The sequence below is a fragment of the Pseudarthrobacter naphthalenicus genome, assembly GCF_029076445.1.
Lineage (GTDB): Bacteria > Actinomycetota > Actinomycetes > Actinomycetales > Micrococcaceae > Arthrobacter > Arthrobacter naphthalenicus.
On sequence record NZ_JARESG010000018.1, the window covers coordinates 51,213 to 75,000 of the forward strand.

Here is a 23,788-nt window from a genome sequence, read left to right on the forward strand (position 1 = left end):
TGAATATGAGCAGCAATATCGTCCTCGGCCAGAACCAGTATGGGAAAGCCGAAGTCCGGGTTGTTAAGATCACCCGCGACACCCGCCGCCACGAGATCGAGGACCTGAACGTCACCTCGCAGCTCCGCGGTGACTTCGAAGCCGCGCACCTTGAAGGCGATAACACCCACGTGGTGGCCACGGACACCCAAAAGAACACCATCTATGCCTTCGCCCGTGACGGCATCGGCTCCCCGGAGGCCTTCCTGCTCCGCCTGGGCGAGCATTTCACGTCCAGCTTCGACTGGGTGACGGGCGGCCGCTGGGAAGCGGAATCCTACGGCTGGGACCGCATCCAGGCCCACGGCTCCGGGCACCACCACTCCTTTGTGCGCACCGGCCAGGAGGTCCGCACGGCCGTCCTGGTCCGCGACGGCGCTGCCGCCCACCTGATCTCCGGGCTCACGGACCTCACCGTCCTGAAATCCACCCAGTCCGGCTTTGTGGGCTTCGACCGGGACAAATACACCACGCTCCCGGAAACCACGGACCGTATCCTGGCCACCGACGTTTCCGCGCGCTGGCGCTTCAAGACCGGCACCGACTTCACCGCCGTGGACTTCAACAAGAGCTACGCGGACATCAAAGCCCTCCTGCTCGAGGCCTTCACGGAGAAATACTCGCACGCCCTGCAGCAGACCCTGTTCGACATGGGCGCCAAGGTCCTCGAAGCCCACCCGGAGATCGACGAGATCCGGTTCTCGATGCCCAACAAGCACCATTTCCTGGTGGACCTTTCGCCGTTCGGCCTCGATAACCCCAATGAGGTCTTCTTCGCGGCGGACCGGCCCTACGGCCTGATCGAGGCCACCGTCCAGCGCGACGATACCGTGCCTGCCGACCTTGCGTGGGCCGGCATCACCGGTTTCTGCTAGATTCCAGCCAACCTGACTTCACAGCCTGACCAGCCACGAAAGGACCAGCAAATGGCCATCACCCTCACAGACCCGCAGCCGATTGACCGTTCAGAGGAAATCCTTACCCCGGAGGCGCTGGCGTTCATCGACGAACTCCACCAGCGCTTCGCCGGCACCCGGAATGAGCTGCTTGCCGCCCGCCGGACCAAGCGGCAGCGGGTGGCAGAGACCGGGAAGCTGGATTTCCTGCCGGAAACCCGGGACGTGCGCGACGGCGACTGGAAAGTAGCGCAGGCACCCGCAGCGTTGCAGGACCGCCGGGTGGAAATGACCGGCCCCGCGTCACCTGCCAAGATGGCCATCAACGCCCTGAACTCCGGCGCCAAGGTGTGGCTCGCCGACATGGAGGACGCCAGCACACCCACCTGGGGCAACGTCATTGACGCCGTCCTGAACCTCCGCGACGCCGCACGCGGCACCCTCAGCTACACCGCGCCCGAGGGCAAGGAATACACCCTCCGCACCGACGCCCCGCTCGCCGTGGTGGTGATGCGCCCGCGCGGCTGGCACCTGCCGGAGAAACACGTCCTGCTCGACGGCGAACCCGCCGTGGGTGCGCTGGTGGACTTCGGCCTGCACTTCTTCCACGTGGCGAAACAGCTGATCGAAAACGGGCAGGGCCCGTACTATTACCTACCCAAAATGGAGAGCCACCTCGAAGCCCGGCTCTGGAACGAGGTCTTCGTCTTCGCCCAGGACCACCTCGGCATCCCGCAGGGCACCATCCGGGCCACCGTCCTGATCGAAACCATCCCGGCCGCCTTCGAAATGGACGAGATCCTCTACGAACTCCGCGACCACGCCGCCGGCCTGAACGCCGGCCGCTGGGACTACCTGTTCAGCATCATCAAGTACTTCCGCGACGCCGGCGAACAGTTCGTCCTCCCGGACCGCGCCTCCGTAGCCATGACCGCCCCGTTCATGCGCGCCTACACCGAACTGCTGGTCAAGACCTGCCACCGCCGCGGCGCCTTCGCGATGGGCGGCATGGCCGCCTTCATCCCCAACCGCAAGGAGCCCGAGGTCACGGCCGCCGCGTTCGAGAAGGTCCGCGCGGACAAGACCCGTGAGGCCATCGACGGTTTTGACGGCTCCTGGGTGGCGCACCCGGACCTCGTGTCCACCTGCCAGGAAGTGTTCGACTCCGTGCTGGGCGACCCGGAAAAGGGCGGCCGCCCCAACCAGCTGGACAGGCAGCGGCCAGACGTTTCCGTGACGGCCGATCAGCTGCTGGACATCGCTTCAGCAGGCGGCCAGGTCACCGAGGCGGGCCTCCGCCTGAACCTGTATGTCGCCGTCGCCTACACCGCGGTATGGCTGTCCGGCAACGGCGCCGTGGCCATCCACAACCTGATGGAAGACGCCGCCACCGCGGAGATTTCCCGCTCACAGGTCTGGCAGCAGATCCGCAACAAGTCCGTCCTGGCCGACACCGGAAACACCGTCACCCGCGAACTGGTGGAGCAGATTCTGGGTGAGGAAACGGAACGGCTGCGGGGGGAGGTCGGCGAGGACGCGTTCACGGGTTACTACGAGCCCGCCAGCCACCTGATCAGAAGCATTTGCCTGTCCGAGGAGTACACCGATTTCCTTACCGAGCCCGCCTACGAGCTGGTGGATTAGGGTATGGCGGTGTCCCCCACACCTGCACTGTCCGCGGCGGACATCGCCCACATCGATTCCCGGCTGGCGGCCACGGACGAACTGCTGGAGCGGAACTACCCTGGCGACGACGGCTCCCGCCAGCCCGTGCATACGGTGTACGTGCCCGCGGACCGGTTCACGCCGTCGCTCGCGGCCGACTGGGGTGCGCAGGCGCTTGCGACGGCGGCAGCACACGGGGGCCTGACCCGGTTGGGGCAGTTGCTGGGCCAGGACACCGGCCTGGCTGCGGCAGTGGCCGCGCGGGTGGAAACGAAGCTGGAACGCGAACCGATCGAGGATCTGCGCCTGGACTTCGAGGACGGCTACGGCCACCGCGGGGACGGGGCCGAAGATGCCGACGCCGTTGCTGCCGCCAACGCGGTGGCTGCGGCGGTGGCCGCCGGAACGGCTCCCCCGTTCATCGGTATCCGCTTCAAGTGCTTCGAGGCCCCGTCCCGCGCCCGGGGTCTGCGGACTCTGGACCTGTTTGTGTCCGGCTTGGCGACCGCCGGAGAACTGCCGGATGGCCTGATTCTGACCCTTCCCAAGGTCAGCACCGTGGCCCAGGTCCAGGCCATGGCCTACGCGGTGTCCCGGCTGGAGGAAGTCCATTCGCTTCCCGCCGGCCGGCTGCGCTTCGAGGTGCAGGTGGAAACACCGCAGCTCATCCTCGGCCCGGAGGGCACCTCCCCTGTGGCGCAGCTGCCGCACGCTGTTCCCGGCCGGATCTCCGGGCTGCATTACGGGACGTACGACTACTCGGCGTCGCTGCAGATCTCGGCCGAATACCAATCGATGGACCACCCTGTGGCGGACTTCGCCAAGGAGATCATGCAGCTGGCCGTCGCCGGCACCGGCATCCGCCTCTCGGACGGGTCCACCAACATCATCCCCGTGGGCAGCGGTGTCGAGGATGCGTGGAAGCTGCACGGCCGGTTGGTCCGCCGGTCGCTGGAACGCGGCTTCTACCAGGGCTGGGACCTGCACCCGGCCCAGCTGTCCAGCCGCTTCGCCGCCACCTACGCCTTCTACCGCGAAGGCCTCCCGGCTGCCGCAGCCCGACTCCGCAACTACGTCGAACGCACCGACGGCGGCGTCATGGACGAACCCGCCACCGCCCGCGCCCTGGCCGCCTTCGTCCTCCGCGGCGTCCAGTGCGGCGCCGTCGGTGCCGAAGAGATCCAGGCGCTGGCCGGCGTCGGAATGCCCCAACTCACCGCACTGGCGCACCCGAGGCTGGCACCGTCCACCTCGAAGCCGAATCCCGATTTCCAGTCCCAGTCCGCCCCGACGTAAGGAAGGCTCCATCCATGGGCAAGTACTACTACCCGCCGGGCGGCCTGCCGCCGCAGACCCACCTCACCACCGAACGGGCCATCGTCACCGAGGCCTACACCGTCATTCCCAAGGGCGTCATGACGGACATTGTCACGTCCAACCTGCCCGGATTTTCCAAGACGCGCTCCTGGATCATCGCCCGTCCCATCTCCGGCTTCGCCACCACCTTCTCGCAGCTGATCGTGGAGATCGGCCCCGGCGGCGGGGCTCCCAAGGCCGAGTTTGAAGCCGGCGTGGAAGGCGTCGTCTTCGTCACCAAGGGCACGGTCAACCTGACCCTCGACGGCGAACTCCACCAGCTTGCAGAGGGCGGCTACGCCTACCTGGCCGCCGGATCCGCGTGGGGAGTGGAGAACGTCTCGGCTGACATTGTCTCGTTCCACTGGGTCCGCAAGGCCTACGAACGGCTGGAAGGCTACGAGGCCAAGTCGTTCGTCACGAGCGATCTGCACGTGGAACCCACCTCGATGCCGGACACCAACGGTGCCTGGAAGACCACCCGCTTTGTGGATCCCGATGACTTGGCCCATGACATGCATGTGAATATCGTGACGTTCCAGCCGGGCGGGGTCATCCCGTTCCCGGAAACCCACGTGATGGAACACGGCCTGTACGTCCTGGAGGGCAAGGCCATGTACCTGCTCAACACCGACTGGGTGGAAGTGGAGGCCGGGGACTTCATGTGGCTGCGCGCCTTCTGCCCCCAGGCCTGCTACGCCGGCGGCCCCGGCCAGTTCCGCTACCTGCTCTACAAAGACGTGAACCGGCAGGTCCGCCTCACCTAGCAGCGTCCCGCGACTCACCGGCGCGCCTGAAACGGGGCACTTCGACACGGACACACCGGCTGCTGACTCCACATACGACGACGACCCGGCCAAAATGCCCCGCGACGGCTGTGTGGCGGCACTGAAATTTTCGCACTGTCCCTGGGAAGCCGGGAGGGTTCCTAGGAAGCCCGTAGGCGGCCCAGGCAGTAGTCCTTGGCGAAGTGACGGACGTGCCGGGGCAGCCGCGGATACACCAGCGCGGACCAGCGGGTGGTGAGGTCGAACAGGCGGCGGTGGCGCTCACTCCAGGGCAGCCCGTAACCGCGCCGCAGGTGATCGGGCAGGAGGCCTGCGGTGATGAACCGGATGAGCGGCATGCTCATCCGGAGCCAGAGCGGGCCGGTTGGCGGGTAGAGCAGGTCGCGGCCTACCCGGATGGCCACGCCGTCCAGCTCAAGGGACCGCAGCCGCGGGTACCAGTACGTCCTGAACGCTGCCCGGTCCGGCGGCCACAGACCCGCCGGCAGCTGTAGGACCGTGCCGAGCTTGGCGTACTCCTGGTACATCAACTCGGCGGACTCTTCATCCAAGGGGCCATAGATCTTGTCGTAGATGATGACCGCGGTGTCGTAGAGGGTCGCCACCACCCACAGCTGGGCCTGGGCGTCGAAGGCGCTGTAGCCGCGGGAGCCTGCGTCGGAGGTCCCGCGCACGGGGCCATGCGCTTTGTTCACGCTGCGGCGCACCGCGGCGACCTGCGCGTCGGTGCCGTACCGCACCGCGTAAACGTAGGTGATGGTGGCCCGGAAGCGGTCGAACGGCCGGGTGGCAAAGTCGCTGTGTTCGGCCACTCCGTGGCCAACCGCCGGATTGGCGATCTGGAGCAAAATGGCGCGGCCGGCCCCCGCGAGCAGAACGCCTTCCGCTCCGATGTCAGCCACGTTGCGCACCATCACCACACGATACCCACAATGCCCGCGGGCGGTACAGGAGCGGGGGTAGCCGCTACTCGGCGTCGTGATCCGTTAGGTGGCCTGCCGCGGCACGGTTGGCGTAGGCGGCGAGCGCCTGCAGGTCCTCCCCGGTCAGGGCACGCAGCCGTGCCCGGCCGGCAGCGCCAAGTGCTGCGAGCTGATCCAGGCCGGAGATGAGCGCCGCCATAAAGGAGTCCCCCCGCTCCGACGGTGTCAGCCACGGCGACGGGTTCGGCTGCCAGCTCCACCTTTACGTTGCGTGATAGGAGGACCGGACCGGCGGCACCCCGGGTCATGGCCACAATTGCGGGGCCGAGTTCCAGCCACGCAGCCAGGGTTGCCGCCGGCGGCCGGTCAGGATAGAGCCAGGCCAGGTCTTCGTCGCTGGCTTTGACGATGTGGCTGGCGGCCACGAAGCGTTCCGCGCGCGCGCCGCCACCGCATCAGGGCCAAGCGCCGGCCGGCAATTCGGGTCGTAACTGATGCTGGCGTGCTCCGCTGCTGCGGACAGGAGTGCGAGCGCGGCCTGGTCGCCGGGTGCAACCGTGGCGGCAATCGACCCCGTATGGACATGGCGGGAACGCTGCACCGCCTCCAAGGCAGGAAGGGCTGCCCCGTTGATGTCCCAGCTGATGTTGAACGCATAGGAGGCACCGCCGTCGGGACCCAGCGTGGCGGTGGCCGTCGACGTCGGTGCGCTGCCGCCCCTGATCGCGGTGACGCCGTTGGCGTTCAGGTGCCCTTCGATCAGCTCACCGAAGGGGTCCCCGGCGTAGTGCGTCACGAGCTTGGTCTCCAGGCCAAGGCGGGCAGCGCCCACCGCCACATTCAGCGGGCTCCCGCCAGGGTACGCCTGCGTGGAAGTCTCGTGCGTGGAAGTCTCCTCGCCCGGCGCCCGCCGGTGCGGGTCGACGATGATGTCCATCAGGGATTCACCAATGACCGTGATCATGTCAACGGCCCGGGTAAACGACGGCCTTGAGCTGGCCCGCCTGCTTGCCCGCTTTCAGGGCTTCCTCAGACTCGGCGAGGGTGAATTTGCCGGTCACCAGGATGTCCAGGTCCACTTTTCCGTCGGCGATCAGTTGGATCGCCAGCGGCCAGGTGTTGGTGTAGCGGAAGACACCGGAAAGCCAGATCTCCCGGTTCTGGATATACGAGACGGGCAGCTCGACGTCGTCCGCCCCCAACCCAACCAGGATCACCCGGCCCGCAGGGCCTACGGCCTTGATCCCGGACCGGACGGCCTGCGGGGCGCCGGACGCGTCGATGAACGCGTCGACGTCGAGTCCCTCCACGCTGTCCGTCTTGGCGTTCAGGGCGTGTGTTGCGCCGTGCCGCAGGGCGAACTCGAGCCGGTCCTCGGCAATGTCGCTGATGTAGATTTCCGTTGCCCCGAAGGCCCGGGCGGCCTGGGCGGCCTGGGCGGCGATGATGCCGATGGGGCCGGCGCCGGCGATCAGGACGCGGCTGCCGGGCTTGATTTCGGCGCGTTCGCAGGCCCAGAGCCCCACCGAGAGCGGTTCGATGAGAGCTGCTGCCTCGTCGCTGACATTGTCCGGGATGTCGAAGGCGAAGTCGGACTGGATGGTCACGTACTCGGCGAACGCGCCGTCGATCGGCGGGGTGGCGTAGAACTCGATGTCCGGGCAGAGGTTGTAGCGGCCGGCCTTGCACTGTTTGCAGGTCCGGCAGGGGCGCTGGGGCTCGACGGCGACGCGCCTGCCGATGCGGCCCGGATCAACGGCGCTTCCGACGGCGGCGATTCGGCCGGAGAGTTCGTGGCCGAGGATCAGCGGGTGGTCCACCACGTAGGGGCCTATCCGGCCGTGCTCATAGTAGTGGACGTCGCTGCCGCAGACGCCGACGGCGGCGACCTGCACCAGGACCTGGTCGGCGTCGAGGTGCGGGACGGGCAGGGTTTCCATTGCCATGTCACCCTGGCATTTCAGGATGTTGGCGCGCATGGTTGTTGGCAGCGCGGGGTGTGCGTGGGCCGACGACGGGGCGTGGGTGGCTGAGGTGTTCATGGGAGTAATCCTTTAGATATTCGAGAGTGGACGGCGTTACTTCACGGCACCGAGGGACAGCCCCTGGACCAGCTTGTCCTGGGCGGCGAACCCGGCGAACAGCACCGGCAGCGAGATGACGACGGCGGCGGCGCAGACCTTCGCGAGGAAGAGGCCCTCACCGGAGACAAAGCCGGTAAGGAAGACCGGGGCTGTGCCGGCCACTACTCCGGTGAGGACCCGGGCCAGGAGGAGTTCGTTCCAGCTGAAGATGAAGCAGATCAGGGCGGTGGCCGCGATCCCGGGCATTGCCACGGGGGCCACCACTTTGCGGAGTGTCAGGAGCAGTCCGGTACCGTCGATCTGAGCAGCCTCGAGCATTTCCGCCGGGACTTCGGCGAGGAAGGACCGCATCATCCAGACCGCGATGGGCAGGTTCATGGAGGTGTACATCAGGATCAGGAACCAGATATTGTCCAGCGCTCCCACCGTCCTGGCGAAGAGGTAGAGCGGCAGGATCGCAGCCACCACCGGCATCATTTTGGTGGAGAGGAAGAAGAACATCACATCCGTCCACTTCTTCACCGGCCGGATGGACAGGGCGTAGGCCGCCGGGATGGCCAGGACCAGGACAAGGACCGTGGACAGGATCGAGGCGGTGGCGGAGTTGATCAGCGAGGGCCACGGGCTGACGCCGGAGGTTTCCCCGAGAACTCCCGGTACGCGTCGAGGGTGAGGTTCGCGGCGATGGACGGCGGGTTCGTGGCTGCGTCCGTCTCGGAGTGGAAGGAGGTCAGGATCATCCAGACCACCGGAGAGGCGAACAGCAGGGCGAGCAGCCAGGCCGCGAGGCCGGCGGCGGTGTTGTTGCGGGTGGGGTCCATGCGTGACTTGCTGCGCTTGCGGGTGCCGGGGTTCAGGGAGATCCCTGATGCGGACCGGGCTGAGCCTGTGTTGCGGGGTGCGGCAGGACTGAGCGTGCTCATCGTGCTGCCTCCTTCTTGAAGAGCGAGAATACGGTGCGGAGGGCGAAAGTCGCCACGATGATGGTGCCGATGACCACCACGACGCCGGCCGCGGAGGCCAGGCCGTACTCGTTGGCAAAGTAGAACGTCTGGTAGATGGCGTACGGCAGGTTGGCAGTGCCCAGTCCGCCGGCGGTGAGGGTGAAGACGGCGTCGAAGTTCTGCACGATGTAGATGGCTCCGAGCAGGCCGCCCAGCTCCAGGTACTGGCGCAGGTGGGGCAGCGTCAGGTGCCGGAAGATCGCCCAGGGTGTGGCGCCGTCCATCTGCGCTGCTTCCACGGTGTCCATGGGACGTGACTGCAGGCCCGCGAGCAGGATGAGCATCATGAACGGGGTCCACTGCCACACCAGCGAGATGATCACGGCCATCAGGAGTGCCTGTGAGAGCAGGTCCAGCTGGGGCGGTGTCACGCTGCCGAAGAGTGACCAGATCCAGGTCAGGATGCCGTTGATCAGGCCGTAGGTGGGGTTGAGCAGGGCGTGCTTCCAGATGAGGGCCGCCGCAACGGGGACCACCAGGAACAGTGCGATCAGCAGGGTCCGGGCCAGGCCCCTGCCAATGAACTTTTTGTCCAGCAGCAGGGCAAGGCCCAGGCCGATGAGCAGGCTGGCCAGTACCACTGCCACGGTGAGGAGGATGGTGGTGAAGATCGCCTGGCGCATGTCCGGGTCGGTGAGGACCGTGGCGTAGTTCTCCAGTCCGGCAAAGGCGGTCTTGCCAGGGCTCAGGCTGTTCCAGTTCAGGAACGAGATGATCAGCGTCACCACGAACGGAAGCTGGGTGACAACGATGAGGAAGATCAGGGCCGGGAGCAGCGGTGCACGCCGGGCCCAGGCCAGGGCGCGTTCGCGCGATTTGGCAGTTCGTGCGGGTTTGGCTGCGGTGTGTCCCGGGCGGGAGATGCGCGCCGTTGCGGTAGTCATGAGGTTCTCCTGCGGTTCGGTTACTGCTACTTGTACTTATTGCCGATTTTTTGGGCGGCTTCCTGGCCCTTGGCCAACGCATCGGCCACGGTGCCTTGGCCTGCGATGGCGGAGCTGACGCCCTGGGACACATTGGTGCCGAGGGCCGCGAACTCCGGGATGCCGAAGAATTGGATTCCGACGGCGGGACGCGGCTGGGTGCCGGGGTTTTTCGGGTCAGCGTTTTCAATGGCGAAGCGTTCGGCCTGGAAGAACGGCGCCGCCTTCTGGAATTCGGCATTCTCATAGGTGGAGATGCGCTTGCCGGAAGGAACTTTCGCCCAACCGAGCTTGGCGGCCACGAGTTCCTCGTACTTCTTTGAGCTCGCCCAGGTGATGAATTTGCCGGCAGCATCCTGTTTCCTGGAGGCGGCCTGGACGGCCCAGGACCAGGTCCACAGCCAGCCGGAGGACTTGGTCTCCTTGACCGGCGCCTGGGCGTAGCCCATCTTCCCCTTCACAGGGGATGTAACGGCTTCCAGGGCGCCGGCGGCAGAGGTGGCGTCGTACCACATGGCCACTTTGCTCTGGCTCATGTTGTTGAGGCATTCGGTGAAGCCTGCCTGCGCGGCGCCCGCTTCACCATGCTCGCGGACCAGCTTGGTGTAGAACTCCACGGCGGCCGTAAATTCGGGGCTATTGACCTTTGCGTTCCAGTCCTTGTCGAACCACGTGCCTCCGAAGGTGTTCACCACGGTGGTCAACGGGGCGAAGACCTGGCCCCAGCCCGGCTGGCCGCGCAGGCAGATGCCCTTCATACCCGGGGCCGCGCCGTCCACCTTCGCGGCGATGTCCGCCACCTGATCCCAGGTGGGTTTTTCCGGCATGGTGAGGCCTTTGGCTTCCAGGATGTCCTTCCGGTACATGAGGAAGGACGATTCGCCGTAGAAGGGTTCGCCGTACAGCTTGCCGTCCGTGCCGGTAAGGGATGCCGTGTAGGCCGGCAGGATGTCGCCCTGGTCAAACCCGGCGTCCGCGGCCACATGGTCCAGCGGTGCGAGCCAACCGTTGGCGGAGTAGAACGGGATCTCATAGTTGGATAGCGAGGCGACGTCGTACTGGCCGGCCTGGCTGGAAAACTCCTGGCTGATCTTCGCGCGGACATCGTTCTCAGGCAGGATGGTGTAGTTGACCCGGACGCCGGTTTCCTTGGTGAAGTTCTCAGCGGTGAGCCGCTGCAGGTCCTCCATCTGGGGGTTGTTCACCATCAGCACATTGATGCTGTTCGGGTCTCCGGCGGCGTTGCCTCCGCCGGCGCCGGCACAGGCCGTGGCGCTCAGGGCGATGCACAAAGCACCGGCGGCGAGGGTCGCAGCGCGCATTTTTGGGCGCATTGAGGACTCCTTTGTTCTTGAGGGGGTGTACAGCCTTCCGGTGCGTCGACTGCTTTATCGACGTACCGGCTTTAGCGGCATACGGCGTTTATCGGCATATGGGCTGCGGGGCCGGCTATCCGGAATTCCGATGGGCCGCTGCTGGTCTTCCTCAACTGTAGGGGTGTGGGATAGGGCACAACTAGCGCCGTGGATGCCTGTTTCTGATACAAATTTTCCCTACCGGACGGTGCGCCGCTGGCGCTACTCTGGGAAGGCACCCCGCAGTGCTGTCCATTTTTCATAACCTCGGATGCCGGGAGTACACGCATGAGCACGGCAGTTCCCACCGACGGAGCCACAGCCAGGCTGGCCGAAAGGTTGCTGGGGATGCGTGCCAGCAGGGAGGTCATCCCGCCCGACCCCAACCATTCGGTCCGGTGGCATGAGCACGACTACCCCACCGCGGCGGCCCGCTGGAACTACCACCCGGAATTTGGGATTCATTTGATCCGGAAGGGCACCGGCAAGTTCATCGTGGGGGACCACATCGGCACCTTCGAGGCCGGGCATGTTTCCCTGGTGGGATCGGGGTTGCCCCACGACTGGGTGAGCGATCTTGAACCCGGTGAGGTCATTGAGGGCAGGGACGCGCTGATCCAGTTCGATGGCAAGTGGGTGGAGCAGACCGCTGAGCTTGTTCCGGAACTGGCCGAGGTCAAGCCCCTGCTGGAGCAGTCGGCACGCGGGATTGAGTTCCTGGGCCGCACCGCTGAGGCCGCGGCGGCTGCTATTGAAGCCATGGGGGTTTCCAGCGGGCTGGCCCGGCTGCACCATCTTATGGAACTGTTTGCGGTGCTTTCGCGCGCGCCGGAGGAAGAGCGCCGCTACCTGGCGGAAGACTGGTTCAGGCCACAGCTGGACGGCCAGGCTGCTGCCGTGGTGGATATCGTCCTCGAGTATGTCTTCAGTAACCATGCCGGCAACGTGAAGATGGCCGAGGCGGCGGCCTTGGTGGGCATGCCTGAACCGACATTTTCCAAATACTTCAAACGCGCCACGGGGCAGAACTTCAGCGACCTGGTCCGCAAGCTTCGGCTCGCCCACGCCCGCCGCCTGCTGGAGCACAGCGACAAGGCAGTCTCGGACGTTTGCTACGAAGTGGGGTTTTCCAACCTGTCCAACTTCAATAGGCACTTCCTCAATGACGCCGGTGAAACGCCCCGCCAGTACCGGCAGCGGACGCGCGGCTGACAACGCAGGGTCAGGTCCAGGGCTAGTGCTACGGGACCAGGAGGCCCAGTTCGCGGTTGACGGCAGGCATGATTTCGGTGGCGAGCAGTTCGATGGAGCGCGCGGTTTCGGCGAACGGCAGGCCGCCGAGCCCGATCTGCGCCATGTAGCGGGTGTTGCCGAGTGTCTGCTGGATGACCAGGAGTTTCTCGATGATCTGCTGCGGGCTTCCCACCAGCAGGCCGCCGCCGGGCTCGCTCCAGTCATCGAACGTGGAGCGGGGAAAATGGTCCACATTGCGCGGCATGTTCTGCTCGAAGTAGGCGCGGTAGTGGGGGTAGAAGGTATCGCGTGCCTGCTGGGATGTGGCCGCGGCGTAGAAGTGACCGCCCACGCCCACCGGCAGGGCTGCGGCATCATGACCGGCTTCCTCGCCACTTTGGCGGTACAGCTCAGCGAGGCGGCGGAAGCGCTCGGGGCCGGAGAGCAGGGCGATGGACAGCGGGAGCCCAAGCCGTCCCGCGCGGGCGAAGCTGGCAGGTGTGCCGCCGACGCCCACCCAGACGGGAAGCTTGTCCTGCAGGGGCCGGGGCGCGATGTCCATGCCGGGAATGCTTTGGGTCAGGCTCCCCTTCCAGTCCAGGACCGCGTTATTGCGGAGTTCGAGGAGCATGCGCAGTTTTTCGTCGAACAGGCCGTCGTAGTCGGCGGTGTCGTGGCCGAAAAGCGGGTAGGACTCGATGAAGGCACCGCGTCCGGCAATGATCTCGGCACGTCCGTCGGAGATGAGGTCCAGGGTGGCAAACTGTTCAAAGAGCCGCACCGGGTCCTGCGTGGACAGCACGGTAACGGCGGTGCTGAGCCGGAGGTTGGTGGTTTCGCGGGCGATGGCTGCCAGCACGATTTCCGGAGCCGAGAGGGCGAAGTCGTGCCGGTGGTGCTCGCCCAGGCCCATAAAGCCGAGGCCTGCCTGATCCGCCAGTTTCGCGAGCTCGATGATTTCCTTGAGCCGCTGATGCGGTGAGAGGGCGCTGCCGGTATCGCTGCGGGTTAGTTCGCCGAAGGTAAAGATGCCAAAGTCCATATTTGCTTGAACATTCAAGTCAGGGGATTCATTCCCGGGGCAGTGCTTCGGAGGGGAAAATGGAAGCGGACGACGGCGGGAGGAGGCGCCGCCGTCGTCCGCTCCACCGCAGCGGATTACCCGCTGAAGGGGACCTTTTCCCAGGTCAGGATTTCGGCGCCCGGTGAGCTGTTCGCGGCGACGTGGAACTTGACGTAGTTGGTGGCGTTGGCCGATCCGTCCACGGTGATACGTTGCAGCTGGTCCGCGCCGGTGTCCTGGCCGTAGACGGCCAGCCATGGGGAGCCGGCGGCGAGCGGCTGGTTTTCTGCATAGACGTGGCTGTCACCATTGATGAGGTAGACGGGGCCATCGAAGTGGTTGGTCTCGGCGATCATAGTCCGGACAATGTCGCGGAATCCGGAGACTGTTTCCGGGCTGGCAAGCGCTTCGTCGAGCAGGGCGGGGTCGAACATGTCGGCTTGGGTCATGAGGACCACAGCGCGGTCGTTTCGGCGTGTGGCGTCAGCGAAAGTGGCGCGGATCTGCTCCAGCACGGCCGCCGTACGATGTTCCACTTCCGCCAGCTGCTCAGGCGTCGCAGCGGTCTCGCCCAGGCCCGTCCACGGCTGAAGGGAGTTGTTGCTGCCCTGAACGTTCAGCACGGAGAAAGCCACACGGTTCCGGGTGAAGCGGACGTTCTCGGGCAGGCCGAGGGCTTCCTGGGACTTGACCGGCATGGACTGGCCGAGCGTTTTGCCGGGTTCGTTGAAGAATGTCTCGCGCAGCTTGTCCAGCCGTTCCAGCGGATTGTAGGCCCCGTTGTTGGTGCGGTGGCAGTCCACCCATTCGTTATCGCCCGGGGTGTAGACCAACGGGTGCTCGAACGTATCGAACTCGGTGCGGATGTACTGGAAGTACTCGTCAGAACAGACTGTGGACCCGTTCTTGATGTCTCCCACGTGCGTGACGAACTTCAGGTCGGTATCCGCGTTGATGTCCTTGATGCGGGCGGGGAACTTGGCGATTTCAGCGGCGCCGTACGGAATGTCGCCGATGACACCAAAGCTGAACGCCTGGTTATCTGCGGGTGCCTGGGTCCTGGAGGCTGGTCCGACATTCGAGGTGGCACTGATTGCCGTGGCACTGATTGCGGACATGTTGCCGGCGGAATTGCCGGCGGCGAATGGTCCAGCGGGCGCGGCGGCGAGTCCGGTCACGGACATCAGGGCCACCAAAGCGGTGATGGTGCTTCTTACGAACACAGGGGTACTCCTCGTTCCGGTCAATGGCTGCTCAGGTGACCGGGGAACCCCTGGCGTTGCGCTGAGCGTGGGCCTTAACAGACTTCACCCTGCGGGCAAACGTCCCGGGACCGCCCGGTTTCGGGGCCATGAACAGAAGCTGTCCCGGGTGGGCTGCGTCTTGCGGAAGCCACGTGGCAGCGGGAACAAGCGCACGGAACATGCGGTTGGAATACCTAACGAACAGTCCACATCCCGGATAAACACAGGGACCGGGCCAGCATCCGCTGGGCTCGTACCTACCGGGACGCACAGCAGGGAGGAACCACATGGTCAAGGCTGTCTGGAACGGAAGAGTCATTGCGGACTCTGATGACACGGTGGTGGTTGAAGGCAATCACTACTTTCCCCGCGACGCCGTGAAGGACCGGTACCTTCGTGACAGCAGACTGCATTCCGTCTGCCCGTGGAAGGGCGAAGCCAGTTACCACACACTGGAAGTCGACGGGAAGCTGAACGTTGATGCCGCCTGGTACTACCCGCAGACAACAAAACGGGCAAAGCCCATCGAGGGCCGCGTCGCCTTCTGGCGGGGCGTCACTATCGAGGAATAGCGCTCCGGCATAGCGCTGCACTTCGGGCAGGCGGAGGTCGTCGGGAGGGCCGGCGTCGTCCGCTTCAATGGCTGCATTATGCTGATCTGACCATCAACGGAGATGGGCGTGGCGGCACAAGGGGGACATATTGGGAGCGGATTCCGGCGACGACGGTCTTCCGAGGATCCGACGTTCGCCCAGCGGGCGTGTTCCGCAGTGGGCGATTGATGAAGCACTGGGCAAATCCGAGGGCGCCGATCCGTGGCGGGCTCCCCCCGTATCGCAGATTTCAGCAAGGCGGACCGCCAACCGGAAGAAGATCCGCGGGCGAAGGTGGAGGAAGCGAACCGCAACTGTCCTGGGCATCGCCCTGGTTGTGGGCCTCTACCTCATACCGGCACTTTTTGAACGATATGTACTGCCCGCAGCCCTGCCGTACCTGCCGGGAGCCAAGGTTCCGCCGCCCGGCTTCGAGGCGGCGTCCGCTCCGCTGGGCATACCGCCGGCGTCCAACGGATCGAGCGCCTACGTCCTGCAGAAGTCGCCCGACCCCGGCCAGCCGTTTGCTGCCTACGACCCCTGCCGCCCCGTGCACTACGTGGTCCGCCCTGACAACGCCCCGCCGGGGACCGAGCGGTTGATCGAACAGGCCGTGTCCGTGGTCTCCGCGGCCTCCGGGCTGCAGTTCGTGTACGACGGCGCCACGGCTGAGGCGCCGTCGAAAACGCGCGAAACTTTCCAGCCGGACCGGTACGGCAAGCAATGGGCTCCCGTACTCATCGCCTGGTCCACGCCCGAAGAATCACCGGACCTGATCGGCAAGGTGGCAGGAACCGGGGGCAGCTCCTATGCCCACATCCCGGGAGAACCCTACGTCCTGGTGGCTGGCCAAGTGACACTTGACGCCCCGGGATTGCAGGAGATCCTCAGCCGTTCCGACGGTTCCCTGCTGGTCCGCGCCATCATCATGCACGAACTCGCGCACGTCCTGGGGCTGGACCACGTGGACGATCCCACGCAGCTGATGTACGAGGAGAACACCGGGCAGTTCGACTTCGCCGCGGGAGACCGGGCCGGACTCGCCCTCCTGGGAACCGGGTCCTGCGTCCCGCGGCTGTGACGCGCCGGGCTGCCGTGAGGCGCACGGTGGATTGCTCGCTCCTTCCCGCAGGAGGCGCTGGCCAAGCGCGTCGGTGCTGGGCCAGAAGTCGGTCTTGCTCAGAAGTCGGTGTTGGCTAAAACACGGCGGAGCTGGGCAAGGAGATGTCCCCGTGAATGGGTGTCAGGCCCGGGCGTGGAGGAATCGGTCCAGGTCCTCTTCTCCCAGGGATACTCCAAGGTGGACGCGGTCCGGATGGTCGGGCCAGTGGGGTGGTTCCCAGTCCTGGTGTTCGCTTTTGTAGTGTCGGCCGGACGGTGAGATCCAGCCCGGGGGTTGGTCGCGGGTGGCGGGGGTGGGCTGCCAGGTGCTGGTGTGCCTGAGCCGGTGGTGTTTGGGGCAGGTTTGTCCCAGGTTGGAAACTCCGGTGGTGCCGCCGTTGGCCCAGGCGAGGAGATGATCGGCTTCGTTGTCCAGTGAGTTGTTCGAACAGCCCGGAAAGGGGCATTTGCCGTCCCGCAGCCGCAGCCATTGCCGCATGGCCTTGGTCAGCCGGTAGCTGGTGCGGCCGATTTCCAGCGGCGCCCCGTCGCGCGGGTCAATCAGGACCCGGTGGAACGACTCGGCCCCGTTCGCCACCAGGTCCCTGGCCATCGACGCCGGAATGGGACCGTACCCGTCCAGCATGGCCGGCTCCTCGGTGGCACCGAGCAGCGAGAACACCGGCACGGTCACCAGCACCTGGGCCCGCGGCGACAGGACCTGCCCCGGATCGCTGCATTCAGGGTGTCCGTTGCCAAGGAGGGCGGCGGCGTACACGTCGGCGCGGAGTTGGGTGAGGGTCCGCTGCTCCGCCGGGCCCTGCAGCCCGCGTGCTATCGCAGTGGTCCGGTTCCAGATGGCGACTGCCTGGTCCCCGGGGAGGTAGGCCGTGACCCAGGCCATCCCGTCCTGGTCCGGGCAGCACTCAACCCGCCGGTCCAGGACACCCTTGGCGTGGCGCGTCTCAATACTCTCGGCGTGGTGGCGTTCGCGCCAGGTACGGGCCCGGTGACGGAACCGGGACGCCGGCATTTCCCCGGCGGGACAGCCCCGGGCGGCGTCCGGTGCGTCCGGGTCCAGGAAGTGGGCCTCCAACGCAGCTGCACCTTCGGCATCAAGGGTGGCGGCTTCGTCCGCCATGACCCGGGCATGCTGCCAGGACAGACTCCCCGCCTGCACAGCCGAGAACGTCAGCGGCAACCTGGTGGCCAGGGCGTGGGAAACGGCCAGGAACGACCCCGCGGCCCGCTCACCGATGCTCAGGGCACACGCGACCTCCGCGGTCACCGCCATCTCCTGGGCCGGCACCGACGCATCCGGAGGTGCCGCCGCCTGGGCAGTGTCCGCGTAGGTCACGGCGGCGTTGGCCATCAATCCCGACACTCTGGCCTGGACGCTCGCCGCGCCCGCCAGAATGTCCAGGCACCCATCAGCCAGACCGGCCAGCGGATCAGCAGCCGAGAACGGCTCCGAACCCCGCCCCTCCGCCTCGGCATTGAGCACAGCAACAGCGGACTCGATGTCCGCAAATGCTTGTGCCACCGCCGTCTTCCCCATAAACCCATCATGACAAGGGGGTCCGACATTTTAGGATCGTCTTCAACCACGAGTGACGAACAGGAAGTGCGGCCCACGAAGTTGCCCCGCGAGAGGGCACTTGACGGCAATGTCCCACGACGGGACTGCCGCCAAGTGCCCTCTCGAGGGGTAGAAAGCTCAGCCGCGCAGCCGCTCCATACCGGGATCAAACAGCGGCTCGGCCGTGACGGTGGCGGCCACGCGGCGCCCGAAATACTCAATCTCCACCGGATCACCGACCGATACGGAGGCCGGCAGCCAGGCGTACGCGATCGGTTTGCGGACCGTGTAGCCGTAGGCGGCGCTCGTGACATAGCCGGCAGCGGAGCCGCCCACAAACACAGGCTCCTTGCCCAACACAAGGGATGTGCCGTCGTCGACCGTCAGGCACCGCAGCGCCCGGGCGGCCGGCTGCTCCTTGCGGGCAACCAAAGCTTCGGCACCCACAAAACCCGTCTTGTCCTTGGCCACGGAGAAGCCCAGGCCCGACTCGTACGGCTGGTGCTGTGAGGTCATGTCCGTGCCCCACAGCCGGTAGCCCTTCTCCAGCCGCATGCTGTTGAACGCGCCGCGTCCGGCCGCGATAATGCCGTGCTCGCGCCCTGCCTCGAACAGCAGATCCCACAGCTTCAGCCCGTACTCGGCAGTGGTGTACAGCTCCCAGCCGAGCTCGCCGACGTAGGAGAGCCGCATGGCGGTGACCGGGATGCCGCCCACCGAAATCTCCTTGGTCCGGAAGTACTTCAGTCCGTCGTTGGTCAGGTCGTCCGTGCTGACCTTGCCCATCACCTCGCGGGCAAGCGGTCCCCAGAGGCCGATGCAGCAGGTGCTGCCGGTGATGTCGGAAACGTGCACCCACTGCGAAGAGTCGGCCAAAGACTGCTGACGTGCCTCCACGCGCAGGTAGTCAAAGTCCACGTTGCTGTTCACGCCGAGCTGGAACTCTTCCTCCGCCAGGCGCGCCACGGTCACGTCACTGCGGATGCCGCCGTCGTCCGCCAGCAGCAGGCAGTACGTCACGGCACCAGGCTTCTTGGCGATGTTTCCGGTGCTGAGCCGCTGCAGCAGCGCCTCGGCCCCGGGCCCCACCACGGACAACCGCTTCAGCGGCGTCATGTCATAAAGTCCGACGGCGGTGCGCGTCTTCCACGCTTCGGCCGCGGAGATCGGGGAAGAGAACATCGCGGACCACTCGTCCCGCTCCGGCGCCTGCCACTCGACGGGCAGTTCCGAAAGCAGGCTGCGGTTGGCCTCGAACCAGTGCGGGCGCTCCCAGCCTGCGGACTCCAGGAAGAACGCCCCGAGCTCCTTCTGCCTGACGTTGAACGGGCTGACGCGCAGGTCCCGCGGGGATTCCCTGGGCTGGAGCGGGTGCAGGACGTCGTAAATTTCCACAAAGTTCTGCTGCGACGTTTCGCTGACATACGCATCAGAGGTCTGCACCTCCTCGAAGCGGGTCAGCTCGCAGCCGTGCAGGTCGGTGCGGGACTGGCTCTCGATGAGAAGCTCGGCCATCGCCTTCGCGACGCCGGCGGAGTGGGTGACCCAGACTGCCTCGGCCACAAAGAAGCCGTCGAGGTCCGGCGACTCCCCCATCAACGGCCCGCCGTCGGGAGTGAAGGAGAAGATGCCGTTGAAGCCATCCTCGATCCGGGTTCCGTGCAGCGCCGGCAGCAGGTCCTGGCAGTCCTCCCAGGATGGGGCGAAGTCTTCCAGGGTGAAGTCGAGCCGGGACGGCATGTTGTGATCGGACATGTCCTCCGCGCCGACCTTCGGCAGCGCGTTCATGTCCACGGGCATGGGCTTATGTGCGTAGCTGCCGATGCCAATCCGGTCGCCGTGTTCGCGGAAATACAGGTCGCGGTCCTGGTAGCGCAGGATGGGCTTGCTGGCCCCGTTGGGCAGCTCGTTCACGCCTCGCAGCGAGTCCAGCGGAGTGGTTTTGACGTACTGGTGTGCGAGCGGCAGCAGCGGCACTTTCAATCCCACCATCTTGCCCAGTTCGCGGCCCCAGAACCCAGCACAGGACACGACGATGTCCGCGGGGATCACGCCGTCGGCCGTTTGCACGCCGGTGACCTTGCCACCTGCCTGCTCGATGCCGGTCACGGCGGTGGAACCCTGGTACGTGACGCCGGCGGCACGGGTCTTGCTGATCAGCAGCTGCACGGCGCGGGCCGCGGAAGCCAGGCCGTCCGAGGGCACCAGGAGTCCGCCCAGAACCCGCCGGCCGTCGGCAAGCGCGCCCGGGTTCAGCAGCGGGTAGTACTTCTCGCATTCGTCGGCGTCGATGATCCGGCCTTCGATGCCCCAAGAGGTGGCGTAGCCCAGCTTGCGCTTCAAATCCTCCAGCCGCGCCTCCGTGGTGGCCAGTTCAAGCCCGCCCACCTGGTTGAAGCAGGACACTCCGTCAGCGGTGAGGGAGAGCAGCTTGTCCACGGTGTAGCTGGCAAATTCGGTCATGGTCTTGGACGGGTTGGTCTGGAACACCAGGCCCGGCGCGTGCGAGGTGGACCCGCCCGCGAGTTCCAGCGGCCCCTGTTCGACCACCGTGATGTTGGTCCAGCCGCGGGTGGACAGTTCGTCCGCGAGGTTGGTGCCGACGATGCCGGCGCCGATGATGACAACGCGTGGTGATGCGCTCATAAGTAGTTCTCCTGTTTGGCTTTGGCGGACGCCCGCGTTAGCGGAAGACGACGGTGCGGGTGTTGTTGAGCAGGACGCGGTGCTGGCAGTGCCACTTGACCGCCCGGGACAGCGCCTGTGTTTCGGCGTCGCGGCCCACGGTCACCAGGGCGTCGGCGTCCAGGCTGTGATCCACCCGGAAGACTTCCTGCTCGATGATGGGACCCTCGTCCAGGTCCGCGGTGACGTAGTGCGCGGTGGCTCCGACGAGCTTCACGCCGCGGTCGTAGGCCTGGTGGTAGGGCTTGGCAACTTTGAAGCCGGGCAGGAACGAGTGGTGGATGTTGATGGCGCGGCCGCGGAGGCTGGTGCAGAGGTCGTTGGAGAGCACCTGCATGTAGCGGGCCAGGACCACCAGGTCAGCGTCGTACTCGGCCACGAGTTCCAGGAGCCGGGCCTCGGCTTCGGGTTTGGTGGCTGCCGTCACCGGGACGTGGAGGAAGGTCAGTCCGGCGGCCTCCGCCATGGGGCGCAGGTCCTCATGGTTGGAAACCACGACGGCGATCTCCGCACCGAGGCTGCCTGCCTGCCACCTGAAGATGAGGTCATTGAGGCAGTGCCCGAACTTCGAGACCATCACCAGCAGGCGCTGCGGCCGGCCGTCGTAGATGGTGAAGTCCATGCCGAACTCGCCGGCGATGGGTGCGAAGGCCGCGATGAGGATGTCCACGTTCTGGTGGCTGTCCCCCTCCGCCCCGTGGCTTGGCTCTTCGAAACCGCCGCCAGTGAAGGCGGTGCGCAGATACAGCTTCCCGCTGACGTGATCGTCGAACTGCTGGTGCTCCACGATGTCGAAGCCGCGGTCCGCCAGGAAGGCCGTCACTGCACGGACGATTCCGGGCTGCTCGGGGCAGGACAACGTGAGAACGAGTTGGGCTGGGCGGGTGGTGGCTGCTGCCGTTGCGGTGCCGGCCGCGGCGGTGGCGTTGCCCGGGGCCCGGCTCTCAAGAAGGATGGTCACGGTTTGCTCCTACAGGGTGGGGGTGGGCGTGGCGGACTCGGCGTTGGGGGCATCGCCGGGGCAGCGGCTGCCGTCCGGGCAGCGTTCGCCGCATTCGTGTTTGGTCACGAGATCGAACTGGGCTCCGCCGTGCTGGTCTACGCCCGTGCGGATGGCGCGCTCCACCACTGAGTCAGCCAGCCGCCGTCGGAGTGAGAGCGGATCCCGGCGCAAATCCTTGACGATGGCGAAGCACAGCAGCAGCATGACCAGCACGAACGGCAGGGCCGCCACAATGGTGATCCGCTGCAGTCCGGACAGCGCCTCGGAGGGCTCATCGCCGCCGGCCAGCAGCATGACTGCCGCCACCGCACCCGTGAGGAGTCCCCAGAAGATGACCAGGCCACGCTTCGGGTCGGCGGAACCGTTGGAGCTCAGTGACGCCATGATGATCGACGCCGAGTCGGCACCGGTGATGAAGAAGATGGCCACCAGGACCATGGCCAGGATGATGACCGCGGCGGTCAGCCAGGTAGGCATGGACATGTTCTTCACAAGGTCGAACAGTGCTCCGTCAAAGTCGATGGACGGCGTCCCGTTGGCCATGGAAACCAGTCCGGGGGTGCCGGCTTTGTCCGCTTCCTGCTGGACATGGAAGGCCGTGCCGCCAAAGATGGCGAACCAGATGACGCTGACAATGCTGGGGACCAGCAGGACGCCGGTAACGAACTGGCGGATGGTCCGGCCCCGGCTGATCCGGGCAATGAACATGCCGACAAAGGGAGTCCATGACACCCACCAGGCCCAGTAGAAGATGGTCCAGCCGGACATCCACTTGCGCAGCGCCTCGTCACCGACTGCTTCGGTGCGGGAGGACATTTCGGCAAGGTCCCTTGCGTAGTCGCCCACGGCGGCGGGGATGAGGTTGAGGATGAACAGGGTGGGCCCGGCGATGAAGACGATGACTGCCAAGACCACGGCCAGGACCATGTTGATGTTGGAGAGCCACTGGATGCCGCGGCTGATCCCGGACACGGCCGAGGCAACGAAACAGGCCGTCAGGATGGCGACGATGGCCACCAGGACGGGGGTGCCGATTTCGCCGATCCAGCCGTTCGATGTCAGGCCGCTGCCGATCTGCAGTGCGCCAAGGCCCAGGGAGGCTGCCGTACCGAAAAGCGTGGCAAAGATCGCCAGGATGTTGATGAACTTACCCACCGGCCCTTCCACTGCCCGGAGTCCGAACAGGGATGTAAAGGCCGCGGAAATCAGCTGCCGGCGGCCCAGGCGGTAGGTGCCATAGGCCATGGCGATGCCAACCACCGCGTACATGGCCCAGGGATGGAGGGTCCAGTGGAAGATTGACGTGGCCATGGCCGTCTGGATGGCTGCGGGAGTGCGCCCGTCCACGGTTCCGGGCGGCGGCGAGATGTAGTGGTAGAGCGGCTCCGCGACGCCGTAGAACATCAGGCCGATGCCCATGCCGGCCGCGAACATCATCGAGATCCAGGAGACCGTCTTGAACTCGGGCTTTTCGCCGTCCTTGCCCAGCGGGATGTTGCCCCATTTACCCAGGGCCAGCCAGAGGACGAAGACAACAAACAACGAGGCCAGGACCATAAAGAGCCAGCCGGTGTATTCCATGACCCAGTCGAGGGCGAGTGTAGAGGTGGCGGCCAGGCTGTCCCGGCCGAGGAAGCCCCAGGCCACGAAGGCCAGGGCAACGGCACCGGTGATGCCGAAGGTTGCCTTGTCGAGGGTGAGTTTACTGTTCCGCCGCTTGGCCACAGCCTGTTCGGCGCGGGTCCGGCGGAGTTCCTGCATGATCAGTTCGGTGTTCTCTGCCTCCGACCCTGGGCCGTATGTGGGGAGGAGGTCTGATTCGTCCAAGACGTCATTGTCCGGCCGGGTTTCACTGTTCAAAGCCATGAGCAAGTCCTTTGTTCGGATTCATGGGCTGCTAGACGTGGCCGTCCACTGTCAGTCCGGGGGGAAGGTTGGGGGCCTCCGTGGATTCGGTGATCATGATGTCGCCATCGATCACTGATACTTCGTGGGAACGGACCGGCAGCTTGGCGGGCGGCGCGTCGACGCTCCCGGTGCGGAGGTTGAACCGTGACGCATGGAGCGGGCATTCAACCCAGCAGTCCTCCACCCAGCCGTCGGCCAGGGACGCATCCTGGTGGGTACATGTGTCGTCAATGGCGAAGAGTTCGCCTTCTTCAGTGTGGAAGACGGCGATGGGCGGTGAGGTGTTCAGGCGGAGCGCTTCCCCGGGCGCCAGTTCGCTGAGCGGGCATGCCTTGTGCATGAGGGA

The 23,788-nt window shown here is 65.8% G+C and carries 20 protein-coding genes and 1 pseudogene; 7 read left to right on the top strand and 14 right to left on the bottom strand.

Annotation, left to right across the window (positions count from 1 at the left end; genetic code table 11):
- Positions 1-5: 5 nt before the first annotated feature.
- From pucL to PY310_RS16480, 4 genes are read left to right on the top strand one after another with little or no spacing between them, the layout of a single operon-like run.
- A complete protein-coding gene (gene pucL / locus PY310_RS16465; protein ID WP_275215547.1) occupies positions 6-914 on the top strand; it encodes a factor-independent urate hydroxylase in 909 nt (302 codons plus the stop codon).
- 51 nt (positions 915-965) lie between these two features.
- A complete protein-coding gene (aceB, locus tag PY310_RS16470) occupies positions 966-2,579 on the top strand; it encodes a malate synthase A (protein ID WP_275215548.1) in 1,614 nt (537 codons plus the stop codon).
- A 3-nt stretch (positions 2,580-2,582) separates the two neighbouring features.
- Positions 2,583-3,896 (top strand): DUF6986 family protein, encoded by a 1,314-nt coding sequence (locus tag PY310_RS16475; RefSeq protein ID WP_275215549.1) that lies wholly within the window; start codon positions 2,583-2,585, stop codon positions 3,894-3,896.
- Positions 3,897-3,910: 14 nt separating this feature from the next.
- Entirely contained in the window at positions 3,911-4,723 is an 813-nt protein-coding gene (locus PY310_RS16480; protein WP_275215550.1) for a bifunctional allantoicase/(S)-ureidoglycine aminohydrolase, read from the top strand.
- A gap of 161 nt (positions 4,724-4,884) precedes the next feature.
- Here PY310_RS16480 and PY310_RS16485 read toward each other — a convergent pair whose 3' ends face one another.
- From PY310_RS16485 to PY310_RS16520, 7 genes and pseudogenes are all read right to left on the bottom strand, one after another.
- On the bottom strand, positions 4,885-5,658 hold the full coding sequence (locus PY310_RS16485; RefSeq protein WP_275215551.1) for an oxygenase MpaB family protein: 774 nt from the start codon (positions 5,656-5,658) through the stop codon (positions 4,885-4,887).
- On the bottom strand, positions 5,658-6,077 hold the full coding sequence (locus PY310_RS16490; protein ID WP_275215576.1) for a carbohydrate kinase family protein: 420 nt from the start codon (positions 6,075-6,077) through the stop codon (positions 5,658-5,660). Before PY310_RS16490 ends, PY310_RS16485 begins: the two co-directional genes overlap by 1 nt.
- Positions 5,972-6,631, bottom strand: coding sequence for a PfkB family carbohydrate kinase (locus tag PY310_RS16495; RefSeq protein WP_275215552.1), 660 nt, complete (start codon positions 6,629-6,631; stop codon positions 5,972-5,974). Before PY310_RS16495 ends, PY310_RS16490 begins: the two co-directional genes overlap by 106 nt.
- A gap of 1 nt (position 6,632) precedes the next feature.
- Positions 6,633-7,709 carry an NAD(P)-dependent alcohol dehydrogenase gene (locus tag PY310_RS16500; protein ID WP_275215553.1) on the bottom strand — a complete coding sequence of 359 codons (1,077 nt, stop codon included), beginning with the start codon at positions 7,707-7,709 and terminating at the stop codon, positions 6,633-6,635.
- Between the two features lie 36 nt (positions 7,710-7,745).
- Positions 7,746-8,674 (bottom strand): annotated as a pseudogene (locus PY310_RS21675) (carbohydrate ABC transporter permease).
- Positions 8,671-9,639: a carbohydrate ABC transporter permease gene (locus PY310_RS16515; protein WP_275215556.1), complete on the bottom strand. Its 969-nt coding sequence runs from the start codon at positions 9,637-9,639 to the stop codon at positions 8,671-8,673. The pseudogene PY310_RS21675 and the gene PY310_RS16515 overlap by 4 nt, the downstream one beginning before the upstream one ends.
- Before the next feature lie 26 nt (positions 9,640-9,665).
- Positions 9,666-11,012, bottom strand: a complete 1,347-nt coding sequence (locus PY310_RS16520) for an ABC transporter substrate-binding protein (RefSeq protein WP_275215557.1) — start codon at positions 11,010-11,012, stop codon at positions 9,666-9,668.
- A 309-nt stretch (positions 11,013-11,321) separates the two neighbouring features.
- Here PY310_RS16520 and PY310_RS16525 point away from each other — a divergent pair, with 309 nt between their 5' ends.
- Complete coding sequence (locus tag PY310_RS16525; RefSeq protein WP_275215558.1) at positions 11,322-12,245, top strand: AraC family transcriptional regulator; 924 nt, start codon at positions 11,322-11,324, stop codon at positions 12,243-12,245.
- A gap of 28 nt (positions 12,246-12,273) precedes the next feature.
- Here PY310_RS16525 and PY310_RS16530 read toward each other — a convergent pair whose 3' ends face one another.
- A complete protein-coding gene (locus tag PY310_RS16530) occupies positions 12,274-13,308 on the bottom strand; it encodes an LLM class flavin-dependent oxidoreductase (protein WP_275215559.1) in 1,035 nt (344 codons plus the stop codon).
- Positions 13,309-13,424: 116 nt separating this feature from the next.
- Positions 13,425-14,552 (bottom strand): metallophosphoesterase family protein, encoded by a 1,128-nt coding sequence (locus tag PY310_RS16535; protein ID WP_275215560.1) that lies wholly within the window; start codon positions 14,550-14,552, stop codon positions 13,425-13,427.
- A gap of 308 nt (positions 14,553-14,860) precedes the next feature.
- On the opposite strand from PY310_RS16535, the gene PY310_RS16540 reads away from it, so the two are divergent.
- Positions 14,861-15,145 (top strand): DUF427 domain-containing protein, encoded by a 285-nt coding sequence (locus PY310_RS16540; RefSeq protein WP_275215561.1) that lies wholly within the window; start codon positions 14,861-14,863, stop codon positions 15,143-15,145.
- Between the two features lie 130 nt (positions 15,146-15,275).
- The gene (locus tag PY310_RS16545) at positions 15,276-16,247 is read left to right on the top strand and encodes a matrixin family metalloprotease (protein ID WP_275215562.1); all 972 of its coding nucleotides are present in this window, start codon (positions 15,276-15,278) and stop codon (positions 16,245-16,247) included.
- A 162-nt stretch (positions 16,248-16,409) separates the two neighbouring features.
- Here PY310_RS16545 and PY310_RS16550 read toward each other — a convergent pair whose 3' ends face one another.
- From PY310_RS16550 to PY310_RS16570, 5 genes are all read right to left on the bottom strand, one after another.
- The gene (locus PY310_RS16550) at positions 16,410-17,825 is read right to left on the bottom strand and encodes an HNH endonuclease signature motif containing protein (protein WP_275215563.1); all 1,416 of its coding nucleotides are present in this window, start codon (positions 17,823-17,825) and stop codon (positions 16,410-16,412) included.
- A gap of 159 nt (positions 17,826-17,984) precedes the next feature.
- Positions 17,985-20,492 (bottom strand): GcvT family protein, encoded by a 2,508-nt coding sequence (locus PY310_RS16555; protein WP_275215564.1) that lies wholly within the window; start codon positions 20,490-20,492, stop codon positions 17,985-17,987.
- 37 nt (positions 20,493-20,529) lie between these two features.
- On the bottom strand, positions 20,530-21,492 hold the full coding sequence (gene purU / locus PY310_RS16560; protein ID WP_275215565.1) for a formyltetrahydrofolate deformylase: 963 nt from the start codon (positions 21,490-21,492) through the stop codon (positions 20,530-20,532).
- A 9-nt stretch (positions 21,493-21,501) separates the two neighbouring features.
- The gene (locus PY310_RS16565) at positions 21,502-23,400 is read right to left on the bottom strand and encodes a BCCT family transporter (RefSeq protein ID WP_275215566.1); all 1,899 of its coding nucleotides are present in this window, start codon (positions 23,398-23,400) and stop codon (positions 21,502-21,504) included.
- Positions 23,401-23,431: 31 nt separating this feature from the next.
- A complete protein-coding gene (locus PY310_RS16570; RefSeq protein WP_275215567.1) occupies positions 23,432-23,782 on the bottom strand; it encodes a bifunctional 3-phenylpropionate/cinnamic acid dioxygenase ferredoxin subunit in 351 nt (116 codons plus the stop codon).
- Positions 23,783-23,788 lie beyond the last annotated feature (6 nt).

Excerpts from the sequence above, each read along its gene's own strand:
- pucL (WP_275215547.1), top strand. The coding sequence starts at position 6 with ATGAGCAGCAATATCGTCCTCGGCCAGAACCAGTATGGGAAAGCCGAA.
- aceB (WP_275215548.1), top strand. The coding sequence starts at position 966 with ATGGCCATCACCCTCACAGACCCGCAGCCGATTGACCGTTCAGAGGAA.
- PY310_RS16475 (WP_275215549.1), top strand. The coding sequence starts at position 2,583 with ATGGCGGTGTCCCCCACACCTGCACTGTCCGCGGCGGACATCGCCCAC.
- PY310_RS16480 (WP_275215550.1), top strand. The coding sequence starts at position 3,911 with ATGGGCAAGTACTACTACCCGCCGGGCGGCCTGCCGCCGCAGACCCAC.
- PY310_RS16485 (WP_275215551.1), bottom strand. The coding sequence starts at position 5,658 with ATGGTGCGCAACGTGGCTGACATCGGAGCGGAAGGCGTTCTGCTCGCG.
- PY310_RS16495 (WP_275215552.1), bottom strand. The coding sequence starts at position 6,631 with ATGATCACGGTCATTGGTGAATCCCTGATGGACATCATCGTCGACCCG.
- PY310_RS16500 (WP_275215553.1), bottom strand. The coding sequence starts at position 7,709 with ATGAACACCTCAGCCACCCACGCCCCGTCGTCGGCCCACGCACACCCC.
- PY310_RS16515 (WP_275215556.1), bottom strand. The coding sequence starts at position 9,639 with ATGACTACCGCAACGGCGCGCATCTCCCGCCCGGGACACACCGCAGCC.
- PY310_RS16520 (WP_275215557.1), bottom strand. The coding sequence starts at position 11,012 with ATGCGCCCAAAAATGCGCGCTGCGACCCTCGCCGCCGGTGCTTTGTGC.
- PY310_RS16525 (WP_275215558.1), top strand. The coding sequence starts at position 11,322 with ATGAGCACGGCAGTTCCCACCGACGGAGCCACAGCCAGGCTGGCCGAA.
- PY310_RS16530 (WP_275215559.1), bottom strand. The coding sequence starts at position 13,308 with ATGGACTTTGGCATCTTTACCTTCGGCGAACTAACCCGCAGCGATACC.
- PY310_RS16540 (WP_275215561.1), top strand. The coding sequence starts at position 14,861 with ATGGTCAAGGCTGTCTGGAACGGAAGAGTCATTGCGGACTCTGATGAC.
- PY310_RS16550 (WP_275215563.1), bottom strand. The coding sequence starts at position 17,825 with ATGGGGAAGACGGCGGTGGCACAAGCATTTGCGGACATCGAGTCCGCT.
- PY310_RS16555 (WP_275215564.1), bottom strand. The coding sequence starts at position 20,492 with ATGAGCGCATCACCACGCGTTGTCATCATCGGCGCCGGCATCGTCGGC.
- PY310_RS16565 (WP_275215566.1), bottom strand. The coding sequence starts at position 23,400 with ATGGCTTTGAACAGTGAAACCCGGCCGGACAATGACGTCTTGGACGAA.
- PY310_RS16570 (WP_275215567.1), bottom strand. The coding sequence starts at position 23,782 with ATGCACAAGGCATGCCCGCTCAGCGAACTGGCGCCCGGGGAAGCGCTC.